Source organism: Janthinobacterium sp. TPC_1 (assembly GCF_056037845.1).
In genome coordinates this window covers 4,569,404-4,587,050 of the sequence record NZ_CP195157.1, presented here as the reverse complement: position 1 = coordinate 4,587,050, position 17,647 = coordinate 4,569,404, and the positions used below count along the sequence as shown (strand labels likewise).

Annotated in this window: 16 protein-coding genes and 1 pseudogene; 8 read left to right on the top strand and 9 right to left on the bottom strand. The window is 63.4% G+C overall.

Annotated elements, in window-relative coordinates:
• Window positions 1–18 precede the first annotated feature (18 nt).
• The gene (gene kbl, locus ACQVLG_RS22350) at window positions 19–1,245 is read right to left on the bottom strand and encodes a glycine C-acetyltransferase (RefSeq protein WP_070218655.1); all 1,227 of its coding nucleotides are present in this window, start codon (window positions 1,243–1,245) and stop codon (window positions 19–21) included.
• Window positions 1,246–1,467: 222 nt separating this feature from the next.
• Here kbl and ACQVLG_RS22345 point away from each other — a divergent pair, with 222 nt between their 5' ends.
• Entirely contained in the window at window positions 1,468–2,043 is a 576-nt protein-coding gene (locus ACQVLG_RS22345) for a helix-turn-helix domain-containing protein (RefSeq protein ID WP_230538158.1), read from the top strand.
• Between the two features lie 38 nt (window positions 2,044–2,081).
• Here the strand turns inward: ACQVLG_RS22345 and ACQVLG_RS22340 are convergent, their stop codons facing one another.
• Entirely contained in the window at window positions 2,082–3,029 is a 948-nt protein-coding gene (locus tag ACQVLG_RS22340) for a PEP-CTERM sorting domain-containing protein (protein ID WP_474291046.1), read from the bottom strand.
• Between ACQVLG_RS22340 and ACQVLG_RS22335 the strand changes: the two genes are divergently transcribed.
• The 6 genes from ACQVLG_RS22335 (at window position 3,028) to ACQVLG_RS22310 (ending at window position 8,652) form a co-directional block, all read left to right on the top strand.
• On the top strand, window positions 3,028–3,219 hold the full coding sequence (locus ACQVLG_RS22335; protein WP_474291044.1) for a hypothetical protein: 192 nt from the start codon (window positions 3,028–3,030) through the stop codon (window positions 3,217–3,219). The genes ACQVLG_RS22340 and ACQVLG_RS22335 overlap by 2 nt on opposite strands.
• Window positions 3,220–3,456: 237 nt before the next feature.
• Window positions 3,457–4,383: an STM4015 family protein gene (locus ACQVLG_RS22330; RefSeq protein WP_474291043.1), complete on the top strand. Its 927-nt coding sequence runs from the start codon at window positions 3,457–3,459 to the stop codon at window positions 4,381–4,383.
• 13 nt (window positions 4,384–4,396) lie between these two features.
• Window positions 4,397–5,485: an STM4014 family protein gene (locus ACQVLG_RS22325; protein ID WP_474291042.1), complete on the top strand. Its 1,089-nt coding sequence runs from the start codon at window positions 4,397–4,399 to the stop codon at window positions 5,483–5,485.
• Window positions 5,478–6,320, top strand: a complete 843-nt coding sequence (locus ACQVLG_RS22320; RefSeq protein WP_474291041.1) for an STM4013/SEN3800 family hydrolase — start codon at window positions 5,478–5,480, stop codon at window positions 6,318–6,320. The genes ACQVLG_RS22325 and ACQVLG_RS22320 overlap by 8 nt, the downstream gene beginning before the upstream one ends.
• Window positions 6,317–7,696 (top strand): STM4012 family radical SAM protein, encoded by a 1,380-nt coding sequence (locus tag ACQVLG_RS22315; RefSeq protein WP_474291040.1) that lies wholly within the window; start codon window positions 6,317–6,319, stop codon window positions 7,694–7,696. Before ACQVLG_RS22320 ends, ACQVLG_RS22315 begins: the two co-directional genes overlap by 4 nt.
• Window positions 7,690–8,652, top strand: coding sequence for an STM4011 family radical SAM protein (locus ACQVLG_RS22310; RefSeq protein WP_474291039.1), 963 nt, complete (start codon window positions 7,690–7,692; stop codon window positions 8,650–8,652). The genes ACQVLG_RS22315 and ACQVLG_RS22310 overlap by 7 nt, the downstream gene beginning before the upstream one ends.
• Window positions 8,653–8,659: 7 nt before the next feature.
• On the opposite strand, the gene ACQVLG_RS22305 is transcribed toward ACQVLG_RS22310, so the two are convergent.
• Window positions 8,660–9,295, bottom strand: a complete 636-nt coding sequence (locus ACQVLG_RS22305; protein ID WP_474295762.1) for a prolyl oligopeptidase family serine peptidase — start codon at window positions 9,293–9,295, stop codon at window positions 8,660–8,662.
• A 282-nt stretch (window positions 9,296–9,577) separates the two neighbouring features.
• Window positions 9,578–10,779, bottom strand: a pseudogene (locus ACQVLG_RS22300) (prolyl oligopeptidase family protein); the annotation flags it as partial.
• A 492-nt stretch (window positions 10,780–11,271) separates the two neighbouring features.
• On the opposite strand from ACQVLG_RS22300, the gene ACQVLG_RS22295 reads away from it, so the two are divergent.
• Window positions 11,272–13,059 (top strand): GGDEF domain-containing protein, encoded by a 1,788-nt coding sequence (locus tag ACQVLG_RS22295; protein WP_230538355.1) that lies wholly within the window; start codon window positions 11,272–11,274, stop codon window positions 13,057–13,059.
• 18 nt (window positions 13,060–13,077) lie between these two features.
• Here ACQVLG_RS22295 and ACQVLG_RS22290 read toward each other — a convergent pair whose 3' ends face one another.
• The 5 genes from ACQVLG_RS22290 to ACQVLG_RS22270 form a co-directional block, all read right to left on the bottom strand.
• Complete coding sequence (locus ACQVLG_RS22290; protein ID WP_474291038.1) at window positions 13,078–13,506, bottom strand: DUF6386 family protein; 429 nt, start codon at window positions 13,504–13,506, stop codon at window positions 13,078–13,080.
• The gene (locus ACQVLG_RS22285; protein WP_474291037.1) at window positions 13,503–13,979 is read right to left on the bottom strand and encodes a DUF4262 domain-containing protein; all 477 of its coding nucleotides are present in this window, start codon (window positions 13,977–13,979) and stop codon (window positions 13,503–13,505) included. Before ACQVLG_RS22285 ends, ACQVLG_RS22290 begins: the two co-directional genes overlap by 4 nt.
• 102 nt (window positions 13,980–14,081) lie before the next feature.
• Window positions 14,082–15,347 (bottom strand): tetratricopeptide repeat protein, encoded by a 1,266-nt coding sequence (locus ACQVLG_RS22280; protein ID WP_474291036.1) that lies wholly within the window; start codon window positions 15,345–15,347, stop codon window positions 14,082–14,084.
• Between the two features lie 303 nt (window positions 15,348–15,650).
• Complete coding sequence (locus ACQVLG_RS22275; RefSeq protein ID WP_474291035.1) at window positions 15,651–16,280, bottom strand: 3'-5' exonuclease; 630 nt, start codon at window positions 16,278–16,280, stop codon at window positions 15,651–15,653.
• 51 nt (window positions 16,281–16,331) lie between these two features.
• The gene (locus tag ACQVLG_RS22270; RefSeq protein WP_474291034.1) at window positions 16,332–17,585 is read right to left on the bottom strand and encodes an Hsp70 family protein; all 1,254 of its coding nucleotides are present in this window, start codon (window positions 17,583–17,585) and stop codon (window positions 16,332–16,334) included.
• Window positions 17,586–17,647: the final 62 nt, after the last annotated feature.

The following is a 17,647-nucleotide window of genomic DNA, read 5'->3' as shown; positions in this document are numbered from 1 at the left end:
TATTTTCCTGAATTCTTGTTAATTGGTCGTGGTAGTGGTGGTCAGCAAACCGAGTTCCTTGCCGGCCTGCTCGAAGGCGGCCAGCACTTGCACCAGCTGCTCGCGGGTGTGGGCAGCGGACAGCTGCACGCGGACCCTGGCCTGGCCCATTGGCACGACCGGGTAGAAGAAGCCCGTCACCAGCACGCCCAGTTCATACAGGCGGGCGGCGAATTTCTGCGCCACGGGGGCGTCGAACAGCATCACGGGAACCACCGGATGCGTGCCCGGCTTGATGGTGAAGCCGATGCGCTCGATCTCGCTGCGGAAGAAGGCCGTGTTGTCATGCAGGCGGTCGCGCAGTTCCGTCGACTTGGCCAGGCGTTCCAGCACCGACAGCGAAGCGCCGGCGATCGATGGCGCCAGGGTGTTCGAGAACAGATAAGGACGCGATTTCTGGCGCAGGGTGTCGATGACTTCCTTGCGCGCCGACGTAAAACCGCCCATGGCGCCGCCCAGGGCCTTGCCCAGCGTGCCCGTGATGATGTCGATGCGGCCCATCACATTATGGTGTTCGTGCGTGCCGCGGCCCGTCGCGCCCATGAAGCCGGAAGCGTGGCATTCGTCGATCATCACCAGCGCGCCATATTTGTCGGCCAGATCGCAGATCTTGTCGAGTTGCGCGATCGTGCCATCCATCGAGAACACGCCGTCCGTGACGATGACCTTGTGGCGCTTGCCGGCGGCAATCGCCGCCTGCAGCTGCACTTCCAGGTCGGCCATGTCGTTGTGCGCATAGCGGTAGCGGCCAGCCTTGCACAGGCGGATGCCGTCGATGATGGAGGCGTGGTTCAGCGCGTCGGAGATGATGGCGTCGTTTTCATCGAACAGCGGTTCGAACACGCCGCCGTTGGCGTCGAAGGCGGCCGCGTACAAAATCGTGTCTTCGGTGCCCAGGAAGGCGGAAATGGCCTGTTCCAGTTCTTTATGCACGGTTTGCGTGCCGCAGATGAAGCGCACGGACGACAGGCCGTAGCCGTATTTTTGCGTGGCGGCAATAGACGCTTCCTGCGTCTGCAGGTCGCCGGACAGGCCCAGGTAGTTGTTTGCACACATATTGATCAGGGTACGGCCATCGTCGCACACCACTTCGGCGCCCTGGCGCGAGGCGATCACGCGCTCGGGCTTGTACAAGCCTTGCTGGCGCAGTTGATCGAGATTCTGTTGCAGACCGCTGAAAAAGGTGTTCTTCGCTTGCTCGCTCATGATATTCCTTGTGTCCCTGATGTATGCGTGTGGTGTGCGTGTGGTTTCAGCCGCCATAGGGGAAAAGCCGCCGCTTGACCGGTGCGCGCACAATGCTGTACCGTGAAGCGCTGTTTGAAGTCTACACGTTTCCGTGTTTTTCCTCAAAATCCACTATTTCGAACTGAAATTCAATATAGTGGATATTACCCAAGCCTATTGAACTTTGCAAGCCACCTGCCGATGAAAACCAGCGTTTCGACCAATTCTCCCCCTGAAGTGGGTGCCACCCTGCAACGGCTGCGCCTGGCGCGCGGCCTGACACTCGAGGATTTGTCGCGCATCGCGGGCGTATCGAAGTCCATGCTGTCGCAAATCGAGCGCGAAAAAGCCAATCCCACCATCGCCATCACCTGGCGCCTGGCCAACGCCCTGGGCGTGCAGATCGGCGAATTGCTGTCCAGCGCAGAAAAAGCCGTGGAAACCATCCGCATCACGGACGCCCACGAAACCCCCACCCTGCCCGGCGACCATGCGGGCTACGTGCTGCGCATCCTGGGGCCGATGGAACTGGCGGGCAAATATGAATGGTATGAAGTGACGCTGGCGCCCGGCGGCGAACTGGCGTCGCAGCCGCACGATCCCGGCACCACCGAGCATTTGACGGTGATCCACGGCAACCTGGAACTGGAAGTGGGGACGGCAAAGAAAAAGGTCAAGAATGGCGGCACGGCGCGCTATCCGGCGGACCAGCCGCATATCATCAGGAATCTGGGAAAAACGGAGGGCAAGGCGCTGCTGGTGGTGATCCACCGCTAGCGCGCCGGCCCATCCTCCACCCTGTATGACAGAAAGTATTACGTTACGGCATCACACGGGCGCTGCCGGCGCCGGCGCCCCGCAAAGCCCAGCAAGGCCATGCCAGCCAGCAACATGGCATAGGTTTGCGGCTCGGGCACGGCGCTGACGGGATCGAGGCGGACAATCTCGCAAATGAGCGACTGGCAACGGCGCGCGGAAATCTGTCCCGCCTCGTTGATGCCGCCGACGGCCATGTAACTCCAGCCCGCCTCGCCCTGCACCAGACTTTCCAGGCTGTAAGTCACCCCATTGCTGTAGAACATGGCGTTTGCCCCCAGCACTTGGCCCAAGCCATCCACGCCGATCGGTGTGGAGATGGATTTCAGGAACGTGTTGTTGCCGTCGGTCTTGAGAAAACCGCGCGTCCGGTCCTGGTTCCAGTCGGGGGTGACATGGCCCACCATCTGGCCCGCATTGTTGATGCCCGAAATCGCGCTCTGGTAACCGCCCCAGCCCGTCGCGCTGGTCATCACGCCATCCTTGTACATGAAGCCTTGCGCGCCGCCTGGCGTCGGCGCCATCGCGGAAGCGCCGACGACGACGCCATCGTCGTTGATGCCCGTGACATAGCTGTCCTTGCCGCCCAGGGTGCCCAGCGCCCGTATGCCCGTTTGCGGGTCGTACAGATAGGCTTTCGTCGTGTAGTCGAAGGTGGCATAGCTGCCAAACCCCGCATTGAAGGCAACTTGCCCTGCAGCATTCATTGTGCCGGACCAGGTCGTTTGCCCGGCGATATTGAGCGAAGTCGCCACGCCGCCCGACAGGATGTGCACCAGCGCATTGCCATTGCTGCCGGCCGAGCGTATCAGGCTGTCCCCTGCCGCATTGCTGGCAAACACCAGATTACTCACCGCGGCCTTCGGCGCCACCGTCAATTGGCTGCCCGCCGTGGCATACACCATGTCGACGCCGTCGAGCCGGCCCACGCCGTAAATCTGCCCCATGGCGCTGATGCTGCCCACGCTCAGACTGGCCAGCGATGCATTCTCGAACACCGTGACCGAAAACCGGGGCGGCGATGCCGGCGCCCCCTGTGCGAGCGCTGTCGTGCTGACGCAAGCGCAAAACAAGGGCAGCGCGATTCTCCGGATTATTTTCATTATTCCCTCCAAGAAAAATGCACGATACGATTAAATATCAAAAATGTAAACTTATTTGACAACATTGTTGTTTGCAAGGCATTTTCGGTCACGGCGTTGCCGCGCAGCCGTGCGCAATAAGTCCTTTTGTCCATGCTAAGATTTCGCAATAGACAAGATTTCCAGGCCTGGATGTCTTTGCAGAGCGCCGCAGCACATCCCGGCTCGCCCCATCCTTGCTACGCCCCTGCGCGGCATCCAGGCCCCAACTGTTTTTAACGGAGCCCACGCGATGACCATTTCCGACAGCACCACCACCTTCCACAACAAGAAAGTCGTCCAGTACGACCCTGACCTGCCCTTCGACGCCTCGCCCGGCATCGTCTACCGCCTGTCGCTCGAATACGACGACAAGCGCAAGATGGACGAGCTGATCGCCGGCTTTCTCGGCAAGGCCGACAAGGGCGCGCTTGCAGCGCTGATCATCGGCATGTGGGGCGACCCGTACGAATCGGGCGCCGACGAGGTGATGGCCGCGCTGATCGCCCACGCGCCGCAGCTGCCCAACTTGCGCGCCCTGTTCATCGGCGACATGACGTACGAGGAATGCGAAATCTCGTGGATCGTGCAAGGCAGCTACAAGCCCCTGCTGGACGCTTTCCCGCAGCTGGAAGAATTGCGCATCCGCGGCGGCAATGAGCTCGTCATCGAACCGTTCGCGCACCAGCATCTGCGCCGCTTCACCATCGAAGCGGGCGGCCTCGATCAAAAGATCGCCGAAGCGCTGGCGCAATCGAGCATGCCGCAGCTGGAACACCTGGAACTGTGGCTGGGCACCGAGGAATATGGCTTCTCGGGCGACGTCGACCTGTACCGCAAGGTGCTGGCGCAGCTGACCGTGCCCACCCTGAAATATCTGGGCTTGCGCGACGCGGAAATCGCCGACGACCTGGCCGTCTGGCTGGCCGAGGAACCGCTGGTGGCGCAGCTCGACACGCTCGACCTGTCGCTGGGCACCATCGGCGACCTGGGCGCCGTGGCCGTGCTCAATCACACGCAACTGGGCGGCTTGAAGCGCCTGGACCTGTCGCACCACTACATTTCCGAGGAAAACCAGGAAAAACTGAAGGCGCTGCCCTTCGAGGTGGTGCTGGACGACCCGCAGGAAGCGGACGAGGACGACGGCGAAAGCTACCGCTACGTGGCGGTCGGCGAATAAGCGGATTCCCCCTTTGCACACGCCTCTCACCCTGCTGGCGACACAGGGCAGCAAGCGCGTGCGCCTGATGCAGGCGGCGCGCGCGCAACTGCGCCTGCCGCCCGCGCAGGTGCTGGAATGGCGCGACTGGCTGGCGCAGCCGGCCCTGCTGCATGAAGCATTGCGCCAGCCAGGCATCTTCAAAATCGAACCGCCCGGCGACGATCCTGCCGCCCACCGGCTGTTGCTGCAGGCAGGCTGCAGGCTGCTGGAGCGTCCGCCGGTCGCTGCGCCCGAACACGGCGAACTGCTGGCCATGGATGCGTGGTTCGCCGGTTTTACGGCCGCCATGACTGCCCTGGTGGCGCAACTGCTTGACCTGCCGCAAACGCGCGTATTCAATGCGCCGGGCGAAATCACCGTCATGACGGACAAGCTGGCCTGCCAGCGCCACCTGGCCGCGCACGGCGTGCCCATACCGGCCTTGCTGGGACCCGTGCAAGGCTACGACCATCTGCAGGCGCTGCTGCATGAACGCCACCTTGACCGCGTGTATTTAAAGCCGCGCTACGGCTCGTCCGCGTCCGGCGTCGTCGCCTACCGCCGCAACAAGGCAGGACGCCAGCAAGCCACCACCTCGGCAACCTTGCACCGCACGGAGGGCATAACGCGCCTGATGAACAGCAAACGTATGGCGCGCTACGAATCCGAACACGACATCGCCGCCCTCGTCGATGCGTTGGCCGCGCAGGAACTGTACGCGGAAGCGTGGCTGAACAAGCCCCGCTGCGGCGACAGCCACTACGACCTGCGCGTCGTGACCGTGGCAGGCCAGCCCGCGCACCGCGTGGCGCGCATAGGCGACCGCATGATGACGAATCTGCACCTCGACAACCGGCGCGGCGACGCGTCCGGCCTGCTGGACGACGCCGACCTGGCCGCGCTGGAACAGACCGCCGCCCTGGCCGCGCGCGCCTTCCCCCATAGCCACGTGACGGGCTACGACCTCGTCGTGCGCCACGGCCAGGCCCATGTGCTGGAAGCGAACGCCTTCGGCGACCTGCTGCCAGGCTTGCTGTGGCAAGGCATCGATACTTACACGGCGCAACTGACCCATGTTTAACAACACCCCGGCCATCCCCGACATGCACGCCGTCGTCGGCAGCCACGATATCGTCTTCCTCACGCTCGATACCCTGCGCTTTGATGTAGCGCAAGCGCTGTACGAGGCGGGCGAATTGCCCGTGCTGGGGCGCTTCTTGCCGCCGGGAGGCTGGGAACGCCGGCACTCGCCCGCCACTTTCACCTATGCGGCGCACCAGGCCTTCTTCGCGGGCTTCTTGCCCACGCCGGCCGCGCCGGGCCGCCATCCGCGCCTGTTCGCCAGTGCTTTTGCGGGCAGCGAAACGACGTCGCCGCACACGTTTGCGTTCGAAGAAGCCGACCTTCCCGCCGCGCTGGCCGCGCGCGGCTACCGCACCATCTGCATCGGCGGCGTGGGCTTTTTCAACAAGCAAACGGCGCTGGGCTGCGTGCTGCCGTCGCTGTTCCAGGAAAGCCACTGGAGCGCGGGCATGGGCGTGGCCAGCCGCCACTCGACGCAAAAGCAGGTGGCGCTGGCCATCGACCGCCTTGCGGACGGTGCGCAGCGCACCTTTTTATTCATCAACGTGGCCGCCCTGCATACGCCGAACCGCGCCTACCTGCCCGGCTGCCGCGCCGATTGCCTGGACAGCCATGCTGCCGCCCTGCGCTATGTCGACGGCGCGCTGGCGCCCCTGTTTGCCGCCTGCGCCGCGCGCGCGCCCACGTTCGCCATCGTCTGCTCGGACCACGGCAGCGCCTATGGCGAAGACGGCTACCGTGGCCACAGGGTGGCCCATGATAGCGTGTGGAACGTGCCGTACGCGCACTTCTTCATCGCCCCCGATACACTTCCCAAGGAATCCCCACCGTGAACCCTTCCGAACAACCGGGCACCCTGGCGCAGCGCATGCGCCACACGCCCTACCAGGCCTATTCCTATTCGTATCCGCACAAGGCGGCCTACCGCGCCTTGCCGCAGGCGGCGCCGCTGGCGCCACTGTGGGCGCGGCAAGACCGCTCCGCCCTGTTCGCGTATATCCATATTCCGTTTTGCGAGATGCGCTGCGGCTTTTGCAACCTGTTCGCCATGGCCCGCCCCAGCGCCGACATGGTCGAACGCTATGTGCGGCAAGTGCTGGTGCAGATGCGTGCCCTGGCCGGCGCGCTGGGCGAACGGCGCTTTGCCCGCTTCGCGCTGGGCGGCGGCACGCCCACCTACCTGTCGCCCGCGCAGCTGGACACCCTGCTGTGCGGCGCGCGCGACATCCTCGGCATTGACCTGCAACAAACGCCGGCCGGCATTGAGGCGTCGCCAGAAACCATCACGGCCGAACGCCTTGCCGTCTGCCGCGCGCACGGTATCGACCGCGTCAGCCTGGGCATCCAGAGCTTTGCCGCCGGCGAAATGCGCGCGCTGGCCCGCCCCCAGCAAAACGCCACCGTCCATCACGCCATCGGCCTGATACGCGCGGCCGGCTTCCCCACCCTGAACCTGGACCTGATCTACGGCATCGCGGGGCAAACCGTCGCCAGCCTGCTCGCTTCCATCGACAGCGCGCTGGCCTTCCGGCCCGAGGAAATCTATCTGTATCCGCTGTACGTGCGCGAACAGACGGGCCTTGGAAAAGTGGCGCGCCGCCAGGGCGCGCAATCGCTCAACCCCATCATGCTGGCGCAGGACGGCGACAGCCGCCTGGCCCTGTACGCGGCCGCCCGCGATCATTTGCGCGCCCAGGGCTACGAGCAGGTGTCGATGCGCATGTTCCGCGCCCCCCATGCGCCGGAACAAGACGGGCCTTCGTACTGCTGCCAGAATGACGGCATGGTGGGCCTGGGTGCGGGCGCCCGCTCGTACACGGCCAGCCTCCATTACTCGAGCGAATACGCGGTGGCGCGGCTTGATACCATCAACATCATCGACAACTACCTGGCGCTCGACGAGGCGCGCTTCGCGCAGGCCGAACACGGTTACCAGCTCGATGGCGAAGAACAGCGCCGCCGCTACGTGATCCAGTCGCTGCTGACGGAACCGGGCCTGGACCGCGACGCCTACACGGCCCGCTTCGGCACGCGCTGCGAGATTGATCTGCCGCAGCTGGCCGAGCTGCACGCGCTGGAATTGGTGGAAGAAAATGGTCCGCTGCTGCGGCTGAACGAGCGGGGCTACAGCTACGCCGACACCATCGGCCCGTGGCTGGCGTCCGAGACGGTGCGCGCACTGATGGCCGAAGGCGGCCAGGCGTGCTGACGGCGCAAGCGGCAACGCTGTCCCTGCTGTACCGCGGTACGCTATCGAGCTGCAACTATGCCTGCGGCTACTGCCCGTTTGCCAAGAAGCGCGACAGCCGCGCCGCGCTGGCCCGCGATGCGCGCGAAGTGGCGCGTTTTACGGACTGGGTGGCGGCGCAAGCGCGCCCCATTGGCGTGCTGTTCACGCCCTGGGGCGAAGCGCTGGTGCGGCGCCACTACCGGAGCGCGATGCAGACACTGGCGGCGCTGCCCCACGTGCACCAGGTGGCGCTGCAGACGAATCTGTCCGGCCCCCTGGACTGGCTGGATAAGATGGACGGGCTGGACAAGGTCGGCCTGTGGTGCACCTACCACCCGGACCAGACGACTTTGTCCCGCTTTCTCGCCCGCTGCGCGCGCCTGGACGCCATGGGCGTGCGCTATTCCGTCGGCGTCGTGGCGATGAATGAACACCTGGACGCCATCCGCGCCCTGCGCGCGGCGCTGCCCGCCCACGTCTACCTGTGGCTGAACGCCTATGACCGGCGCGGACCCGGCTACTACAGCGAACCAGAGCTGGCCGAACTGGACGCCATCGATCCGTGGTTTGCGCAAAACCGCCGCCCGTCTCCCTCGCGCAATAAACCGTGCCTGGCGGGCGAGGCGTCGCTGTCCGTCGATGGCGACGGCGAACTGGCGCGCTGCCATTTCGTGCCCGAGCGGCTGGGGAATCTGTATGTGGATGATCTGGCTGAGATGCTGCGGGAACGCTCCTGCCCGCGCTTCAAGTGCGATTGCTATATCGGCTATGCGCAGCGCAAGGATTTGCCGTTTCAGGCCGTGTTTGGGGAGGGGGTATTGGCTAGAATAGCCCCAGAGACAAGGGCCGGGGTCGGACCCGACGGGGGAATGTGTCCCAATGGGACACATTCCGATCGAGATGCGACCGACCCCAGTGTCTGTCTTGGGGTTTAAATAAGACTTACTGCGCCGCCACCTTGGCCGGCTCCGCCACTACCGGCGCCATCTTCAACGAACGGCTGAGGAAGCCCCAGCGGTCGGCCACTTCTTCGATCTGCTTGGTCGTCGGCTTGCCGGCGCCATGGCCGGCCTTGCTGTCGATGCGGATCAGCACGGGCGCCGGGCCGCCTTGCGCTGCCTGGGCGGCGGCGGCGAACTTGAAGCTGTGGGCAGGCACGACGCGGTCGTCGTGATCAGCCGTCGTGATCATGGTGGCCGGGTAGCAGCCGCCCGCCTTCAGGTTGTGCAGCGGCGAGTATTTCACCAGCGCCTTGAACTGCTCGGCGTCGTCCGACGAGCCGTAGTCAGGCACCCAGCCCCAGCCCACGGTGAACTTGTGGAAACGCAACATGTCGAGCACGCCGACCTGCGGAATCGCCGCGGCGAACAGGTCCGGACGCTGCGTCATGGCCGCACCGACCAGCAGGCCGCCATTGCTGCCGCCGCCGATCGCCAGCTTCGATGGCGAGGTGACCTTGTTGTCCACCAGCCATTGCGCCGCGCCAATGAAATCGTCGAACACATTTTGCTTGTTCAGCTTGGTACCAGCCTGGTGCCAGGCTTCGCCGTACTCTCCGCCGCCGCGCAGGTTGGCCATCACATAGACGCCGCCCATTTCCACCCAGGCAAGATTTGCCACGGAGAAACTCGGCGTCAGCGAAATATTGAAGCCGCCATAACCGTACAGGTAGGTCGGATTCGTGCCATCGAGCTTCATGCCTTTTTTCGAGACGATGAACATCGGCACCTTGGTACCGTCGCGGCTGGTGAAGAATTGCTGGCGCGTTTCAAAGGCGTTCGGGTCGAAATCGACCTTCGGCTGGCGGTACACCGTGCTCTTGCCCGACTTCATGTCGTAGCGGTAGATGGTCGCCGGCGTCGTGAAGCTGGTGAACGAATAAAACGTTTCCGTGTCGCCACGCTTGCCCGCGAAACCGCCGGCCGAACCGATGCCCGGCAAGGCCACTTCGCGCACCAGCTTGCCGTTCAGGCCGACGATCTTGATTTGCGTTTGCGCATCTTTCAAGTAATCGAGCACCAGCTGGTTGTTGATCAGATTGACGGCGACGAGGGTTTCCGCGCTTTGCGGCACGATCTCTTTCCAGTCGGCAGGCGCAGGTTTGCGCGTATCGATGGCGATCACGCGCGATTTTTCGGCGCCTTGTTGTCCGTCTTGAAGAAGAACACGGGGCCGTCATTGTCGATGAACGAGTACGATGCGTCGAATTCTTCCAGCAAGCCCACGACCTTGGCATTCTTCTGGCGCAAGTCCTTATAAAACACGCGGTTCTTGCGTTCCGTGCCCTGCGTGGCCGTGATGATCAAATAATTGCCGTCGTCGCTGACGGTGCTGCCGCCAAACGCCCATTCCTTCTGGTCGGGACGGTCGAAGACCAGCACGTCGTCGCTTTGCGGCGTGCCGATCTTGTGGAAATACAATTTCTGGAAGTAATTGATATCGGCCAGCTTGGTCGCTTCATTCGGCGCGTCATAGCGGCTGTAAAAGAAACCTTTATTGTCCTTGGTCCACGAAGCGCCCGAGAACTTGGCCCACTTGATGTGATCCGTCAAATCCTTGCCCGATTCGATGTCGCGTACTTTCCACTCGTTCCAGTCGGAACCGGAAGCGGACGTGGCATACGCCAGGTATTTGCCGTTCGGGCTGATCGAGGTGCCGGCCAGCGCCACCGTGCCGTCGGTGGACAGGGTGTTCGGATCGAGCAGCAAACGCGGCTCGTCGGACAGTTTTTTCACCGTGTACAGCACGGCCTGGTTCTGCAAGCCGTCATTGCGGCTGTAGAAATAGCGGCCGCCCTGCTTCGTTGGCGTAGAGAAACGCTCATAATTCCACAGCTTGGTCAGGCGCTGCTTGATCGCGGCGCGCTCGGGGATGGTGCCCAGGTACGACTGCGTCAGCTTGTTTTGCGCCGTGACCCATTCGCCCGTTTCCGCGCTGTTGGCGTCTTCCAGCCAGCGGTAGGGGTCAGCGATGGTGGTGCCGAAATAGCTGTCTTGCTGGTCGACTTTTTTGCTGACCGGATACGTCACGGGGGCGCCATCGCCGGCCGGGCACGCTGGCATCGCGGCGTTTTGCGCCAGGGCATTGCCACCGAAAGCGGCCAGCAAGCTGAATATGAGGGTTGCACTACGTAATTGCATGGGTTGTTGTCTCATTGTTGGATGTCGAGGAAAGCAAGCCGCTCGAACGCACGCCGCGGCTGCCCATGTTGACTTTCGCCAAGAGAAATCATAGCGCGGATTGCCACTTTTAAAGCACAGTTATCCGGTGGATTTGCCGTCTTTTATTTGGACAATTCCAAGGAATTGCCGTGATAAATCTCGCTTTCGCCGGAATCGGCAAACTGACGTTCATGCAAGAAACATTATCAAAAGCAAATACGTTTCATCAAGCCGTCATAAATAGTCCTTACCATAGGCAACTTGTTCATGGCCCGTCCAGAGGCCGTGCCGCCACAGCCGCCTATGCACACTCTCGCCCTCCCTTCCGCCACCGCCGTGCCGCCCGGCGCGATGCCATCGAATGTGGCTTACCTGAAACCGCCATCGGCCGCCATGACCATCGAAGGAACGGATGCCTTGCACGATATCCTGGCGGGCCGCAAGCTCAGCGCGCTGTTCCAGCCCATCATCCACATGCACAGCGGCGACATCATCGGCTACGAAGGCTTGATACGGGGGCCGTCCGACAGCCCCCTGCACGCGCCGATGAATCTGTTCAAGGTGGCGCGCGCGCATGACCTGACGCTGGAAGTGGAACATTTGTGCCGGCAAGTCGTGCTGGAACGCTTTGCGGAACTGCAGCTGCCAGGAAAACTGTTTCTCAACGTCAGCCCGGAATGCTTGCTGCTACGCAATGCGCGCCATGGCGAAACCCTGGAATACATCGAGCACATCGGCATCAACCCGGACAGGGTCATCATCGAGCTGACGGAAAACCAGCCCACGTATGACTACGAGCTGATGCGCGAGGCGGTGCTGCATTACCGCAACATGGGTTTCCAGATCGCCATTGACGACCTGGGCGAAGGCTTTTCCAGCCTGCGCCTGTGGTCGGAATTGCGCCCCGAATACGTGAAAATCGACATGCATTTCATCCAGGGCATCAATAATGACCCCGTGAAACTGCAATTCGTGCGCTCGATCCAGGAAATCGCGGAAAAATCGGGCACCCTGGTGATCGCCGAAGGCATCGAAGCGCAGACGGAATTGCTGGTCTTGCGCGACCTGGGCGTGGCGTTCGGCCAGGGCTATCACCTGGGCCGCCCCAATGCGGTGCCGGCGCGGGCGCTGCCGGCCGAAGTGGTGCAGGCGCTGGGGCGCAACGGCGTGGCCGTGTATCCGCAGCGCAGCAGCCTGGAAAAGAACGGCGCCAGCATCCGCAAGCTGCTGCACCGCGTGGCAGCCGTCTCGCCCGAGAAAAACAATAACGAGGTGTACGATATCTTCCTGAAGGAACCAAAGCTGATGATCATCCCCGTCGTCGACGACGGCGTGCCGCTGGGCCTGATCAGCCGCTTCGAAATGATCGACCACTTCGCCCGTCCCTACCAGCGCGAACTGTATGGCAAGAAATCGTGCAGCCTGTTCATGGATGCCAATCCCCTGATCGCCGACCACGAAACGAGCTTGCAGGAACTCAGCTACACCATGGTGCAATCGAGCGCCCACCACCTGTTCAACGGTTTCATCATCACCGAACACGGCCGCTACCTGGGCATGGGCACGGGACACGACCTGATGCGCGAAATCACGCAAATGCAGATCAATGCGGCCCGCTACGCCAACCCGCTGACGCAACTGCCCGGCAACGTGCCCATCAACGAGCATATCGACCGCTTATTGCACAGCGGCAGCCGCTTCTGGGTCTGCTATTGCGACCTCGACCACTTCAAGCCCTTCAACGACGTGTACGGCTACCGCAAGGGCGACGACGTGATCCAGTTGACGGGAGAAATCCTCAGCAGCCATTGCGACCCGAACCGCGACTTCATCGGCCACATCGGCGGCGACGATTTCATGATCCTGTTCCAGAGCGAAGACTGGGAAACGCGCTGCCACGCCATGCTGGACGACTTCGCTGCCGCCATCCTCGCCTACTACAGCACGGGCGACTGCGAACGGGGCGGCTACATCAGCGAAGACCGGCAAGGCAAGAAAGTGTTTTATTCCTTGATCAGCCTGTCGCTGGGCGTGATCAAGGTCGAGGCGCACCAGTACTACACGCACCATCAGATCGCCACGCAGGCGGCCGAAGCGAAGAAGCAAGCGAAGAAAATCCACGGCAACAGCCTGTTTCTGGACCGGCGGCAAGGCACGGGCGTGGCCCGCATGGATGCCTAGCCAGGGCTCAACGGGGCATCAAATACGCACGAGGTCGTCAAACGCATTGCTGCCGCGCGCATCGGGCACGAATGCCAGGCTGATGCGCTCGCCATCGCGGCGCGCCTGCACGCGGCAATTGCCCACGGGAACGTCCAGGAACAGGCCGCCATAAGCCGTGTCCGGTTCCAGGCCGCCACCCGTGACATCTTCGCCGGCGCCGATGAAGACGCGGCCCGAGGCGACAGTCAGATGCACGGTTACCTGGGGCTCGGCAAGTTCGGCGTGCAAGGCGATGTCATACGCGCCGTCGCCGCCCACGTTGAAAAACGCCACGTGCCCCGCATTCACGGCCGCCAGTTCCGCACTGGGGAGGCTCCACCAGTCGCAGTCATCGCCGAGCTTGTGGCGCAGAAGGGCCGGGTCGAACACGCACAGGGTGGCCGTGCCGGTTGCGATTCTCGTCATGCGGCCAGCGGCGCCGGTCCCAGCAGGGGCTGGCTCTCCACGTACTGCGCGCTCGCTTGCGCCTGCCATGGAAAATGGCCATCGCGCGAAGGCCAGACGATCTGGTACACGGTAAAATCATCGCCCTGGTAATACCAGCGCGCATAGCCGACGTAGTTGCGGTATTGCTCGACGGGCACGCGCACGAAGGCGCATGGATGACCTTCCAGCAAGGCGTCCGTGGTGGCAGTAAAATCCGTGATGGCGCCGCTGCGCACGGCATCGAGCGCCACGTCGAGTATCTGATGAGCAGTGGAGCGCGGCAAGCCCATGATGAGAAATTCAGGCTGGCCGAAGCTGTGGCCGGCGCCTATGGTGAAGGCATAGCCGGGACCTTCTTCATCGGCACTGATATGCACGCCATGCCAGCCATGCGTGGCGATGTCGTCGATGACTTTTTGCTCGGATGCATCCTCGCCTGCCTGCCTTACCATGTTCCACCTTTCACTGTGTCCAACACCCGCGCCGCCTGCGCGACATGCTCTTCGGCAATTATCGCATGCGGTGCGCATCGCTGCGCGCGCGGCACCCGTGCCTCAGTCGCTCGGCGGCAGCGGCGGGAAGCGCACCTGGTGCCATTGCCGCATGCGCTGCTGCGCCTCTTGCAGCTGCGCCGGCTCCAGCCTGGCGGCAGCCGCTTCCCTGGCCCGGGCCGCGCCGCTGTCGCCGCCCTCGGCAGCCAGCGCCAGCCACATGTAGCCGCAGACGGGATCTTTCTCCACGCCGCGCCCGCTGTTGTACATGCCGCCCAGGTTGTACTGCGCCAGCGCATGGCCCTGGCCGGCCGCGCGCGCATACCATTGCACGGCCAGGCCATCGTCTTGCGGCACGCCATGGCCGTTCGCATACATGACGCCCAGGTTGTTTTGCGCGCTGGCATCGCCCTGCTCGGCGGCCGTGCGATACCAGCGCACGGCGCACAACGCGTCGCGCGCCACGCCCTGGCCATTCGCATACATCACGCCCAGGTTGAACTGCGCATTCGACGCGCCCTGGTCCGCCGCCCGGGCATACCAGTCCAGCGCCTGGCGCAAGTCGCGGGCGACGCCGCGTCCGCCCGCAAACATGCCGCCCAGATTGTATTGCGCCATGCAATGGCCCTGCAGGGCGGCGCGCCGGTACCAGGCGACGGCGCGCGCCTCGTCCCGGTCCACGCCCTGGCCCCGCGCCAGCATCAGGCCCAGGTTGAACTGGGCGTCGGCGTCATCCTGCTCGGCCGCCCGCTGCAGCCAGGCGTAGGCGCGCAACTGATCGGGCGCCACGCCCAGGCCTTCCGCATACGCCACGCCAAGCTGCCGCTGCGCCACAGCCAGGCCTTGCGCAGCGGCCTGGCGGAACCAGGCCAGCGCCTGCGCATCGCTTTGCGCCACGCCCTGGCCCCGCTTGTAGACGAGACCCAGGTTCAGCTGCGCCTGCGCATCGCCCTGCAAGGCGGCCTTGCGGAACCAGGCCAGGGCCAGCGCATCGTTCTTTTTCGCGCCCAGCCCTTGCGCATAGGCTTCGCCCAGCAAGGATTGCGCGCTGGCCACGCCCTGCTCGGAGGCGCGGTAAAACCACGCCAGGGCCAGCTCGTCGCTCTGCAGCACACCGCGTCCCTTGCGGTACATCTGTCCCAGGTTTTGCTGCGCCGAGGCGTCGCCCTGCGCGGCCGCGCGGCGAAACCACAGCACGGCGTCCTCGTCGCTCTGCGCCACGCCGCGGCCGTGGTAATACAGGGCGCCCAGGTGGTTTTGCGCGAAAGCCAGGCCCTGCAGCGCGGCCAGGCGCAGCCAGACAAAGGCGCGCGCATCGTCCTGCGCCACGCCCTCCCTCGCCCTTCTTGTACATCAGGCCCAGGTTGAACTGGGCGTAGGCATTGCCCTGCTCGGCAGCCGTGCGGAACCAGATATACGCCTGGTGGCTATCTCTGGCAGTCTGGTGCTTGTCCATGTGCGCCCCCATCCACATTGCGCTTGCCGGCAGCACGCGCAAAACGGCGGCCCAGGGCGGCGAAATCGTGTGTTGCTTAAATTTTAAATTCGATGCGGGGAAAGGACTTGAGCAGGCTCAAAGGAAATAACAAAATTATATCGTTCTGATGAGCCCGCCTATAGGCGATGCGGAGATCAGCGGCGTGATGGGTGCTTTTGCAGGAATTGCGGTACCTTGGCGGCGGCCAGCTTGTTCAGCGACACCAGCAAATCCGCGTCGACATCGGCGATGCCGTAGCTGCTGCGCAAATGGCGGCCGATATGGATCAGCACTTGCGCCGCCACTTCCGCATCGGACTCGGCCCTGTGGGCGGCGCTCTTGAAGGCGATGCCCAACTGGCTCGACAGCAGCCCCAGCTTGTAGCTGGACAGGCCGGGAAACACGCGGCGCGACAGTTTCAAGGAACACACGAGCGACTGGTGCGCCGGCGTCAGGTTCAGCCTGGCGCTTTCCGCGCGCAGGAATTTTTCATCGAAGCTGGCATTGTGCGCCGACAAGGCATCGCTGCCGATAAAATCCAGCAGCTGCGGCACTACCTCGGCCACGGGCGGCGCCTTGTCCACCATGGCCTGCGTAATGCCCGTCAAGCCCGTGATGAACGCGGGAATGCGGGCATTGCAGTTGATCAGGGTCACATAGCGGTCCGTGATCCGCCCGCCCTCGATGCGCAAGGCCGCCACTTCCGTGATGCGGTCGCCCATGTCGGGAGATAAACCGGTCGTCTCGAAGTCGATCATGACGATCGGTTTGTCAAACACATTCATGGGGCGCTTTCGTGGCTACAGCAATGGGTGATACTCAATGGGTGCTGATTATCAACCAAATTTACGTACCGCGTCCAGCAGCGCCAAACCCGCGCCGATGCTGCCGAACAGGTCGCCCTCGACCTTGCGCGCGGCCGGCACCAGGGCGGCGATCTTTTCGCGCAGCAAGCGCACGCCGCTGGAACCGCCCGTGAAGAACACGGTGTCGACGTCTTGCGGCGCCACGCCCGCATCGCGCAGCAGCCGCAGCACGGTTTCTTCCACGGAACCGCACAAATGGCCGATGGCGTCGTCGAATTGCGTGCGTTTGAGCAACAAGCTTTGCGCGGGCGACAAACGGTCCAGTTCCAGCTGCACTTCGGCCGCGTCGGACAGGGCAATCTTGCCCTCTTCCACCTTCATGGCCAGCCAGTGGCCGGCCCGCTCGTCGATCAGCGTTTGCAGCCGTTTCACTTTATCTTGCTCGCGCGCATCGCGGCACACGTCGGCCAGCTGCACCCAGATCTTCTTGGTATAGGCCAGGTTGATCGTGTGCCAGGTCGCCAGGTTGAAATAGTAGCTGGACGGCACTTCGCTATTGTTGTGCAGACGGCTGCCATAGCCGAGCAAAGGCATGACGGAAGACAGGCTCAGGTATTTATCGAAGTCCGTGCCACCGATGTGCACGCCGCCCGTGGCGAGGATGTCGTCGCGGCGCTCCGTCTTTTTCGCCCGCTCCGGCGACAGCCGGACCAGCGAAAAGTCGGACGTGCCGCCGCCGATGTCGGCGATCAGCACCAGCTCTTCCCTGTCGATTTGCGACTCGTAGTCGAAGGCGGCGGCGATCGGCTCGAACTGGAAGGCGACGTCCTTGAAACCGACGGAACGGGCCACTTCGGCCAGGGTATCCTGCGCCAGCTGGTCGGCTTGCGCATTGTCGTCGATAAAGAAGACGGGACGGCCGAACACGGCGGACGTGAATTCGCGGCCGGCGGACTGCTCGGCGCGGCGCTTCACTTCGCCGATGAATTGGGCCAGTAACATGCGGAAGGGCAAGGCGCGGCCGCCCACTTCCGTCTGGCCATCGATGAGACTGGTGCCCAGCAAGCTTTTCAGCGAGCGCATCAAGCGCCCCTCGTAACCGGCCAGATAGCCGGCCAGCGCCGCGCGGCCAAAACTGACTTCCTCGTCTTCCGCATTGAAGAAGACGACGGACGGTAGGGTCGTCTTGCCATCTTCCAGGCCGAGCATGGTGCTCTGCCCGGGACGCGCCCAGCCTACCGTGGAATTTGACGTGCCGAAATCGACGCCGCAAGCATTGGCCATGTCGACCCTTCCCTGAATAAAGGGGCGTTATGTTATCAGAACGCAGGCCATTGCACCAGAAA

Coding starts and splice junctions, on each gene's coding strand:
- ACQVLG_RS22285 (WP_474291037.1), bottom strand. CDS start 13,979: ATGGTAAGGCAGGCAGGCGAGGATGCATCCGAGCAAAAAGTCATCGAC.
- ACQVLG_RS22275 (WP_474291035.1), bottom strand. CDS start 16,280: ATGAATGTGTTTGACAAACCGATCGTCATGATCGACTTCGAGACGACC.
- ACQVLG_RS22290 (WP_474291038.1), bottom strand. CDS start 13,506: ATGACGAGAATCGCAACCGGCACGGCCACCCTGTGCGTGTTCGACCCG.
- kbl (WP_070218655.1), bottom strand. CDS start 1,245: ATGAGCGAGCAAGCGAAGAACACCTTTTTCAGCGGTCTGCAACAGAAT.
- ACQVLG_RS22330 (WP_474291043.1), top strand. CDS start 3,457: ATGACCATTTCCGACAGCACCACCACCTTCCACAACAAGAAAGTCGTC.
- ACQVLG_RS22335 (WP_474291044.1), top strand. CDS start 3,028: ATGGCGCTGATGCTGCCCACGCTCAGACTGGCCAGCGATGCATTCTCG.
- ACQVLG_RS22340 (WP_474291046.1), bottom strand. CDS start 3,029: ATGGGGCAGATTTACGGCGTGGGCCGGCTCGACGGCGTCGACATGGTG.
- ACQVLG_RS22295 (WP_230538355.1), top strand. CDS start 11,272: ATGACCATCGAAGGAACGGATGCCTTGCACGATATCCTGGCGGGCCGC.
- ACQVLG_RS22320 (WP_474291041.1), top strand. CDS start 5,478: ATGTTTAACAACACCCCGGCCATCCCCGACATGCACGCCGTCGTCGGC.
- ACQVLG_RS22305 (WP_474295762.1), bottom strand. CDS start 9,295: ATGGCCAACCTGCGCGGCGGCGGAGAGTACGGCGAAGCCTGGCACCAG.
- ACQVLG_RS22345 (WP_230538158.1), top strand. CDS start 1,468: ATGAAAACCAGCGTTTCGACCAATTCTCCCCCTGAAGTGGGTGCCACC.
- ACQVLG_RS22270 (WP_474291034.1), bottom strand. CDS start 17,585: ATGGCCAATGCTTGCGGCGTCGATTTCGGCACGTCAAATTCCACGGTA.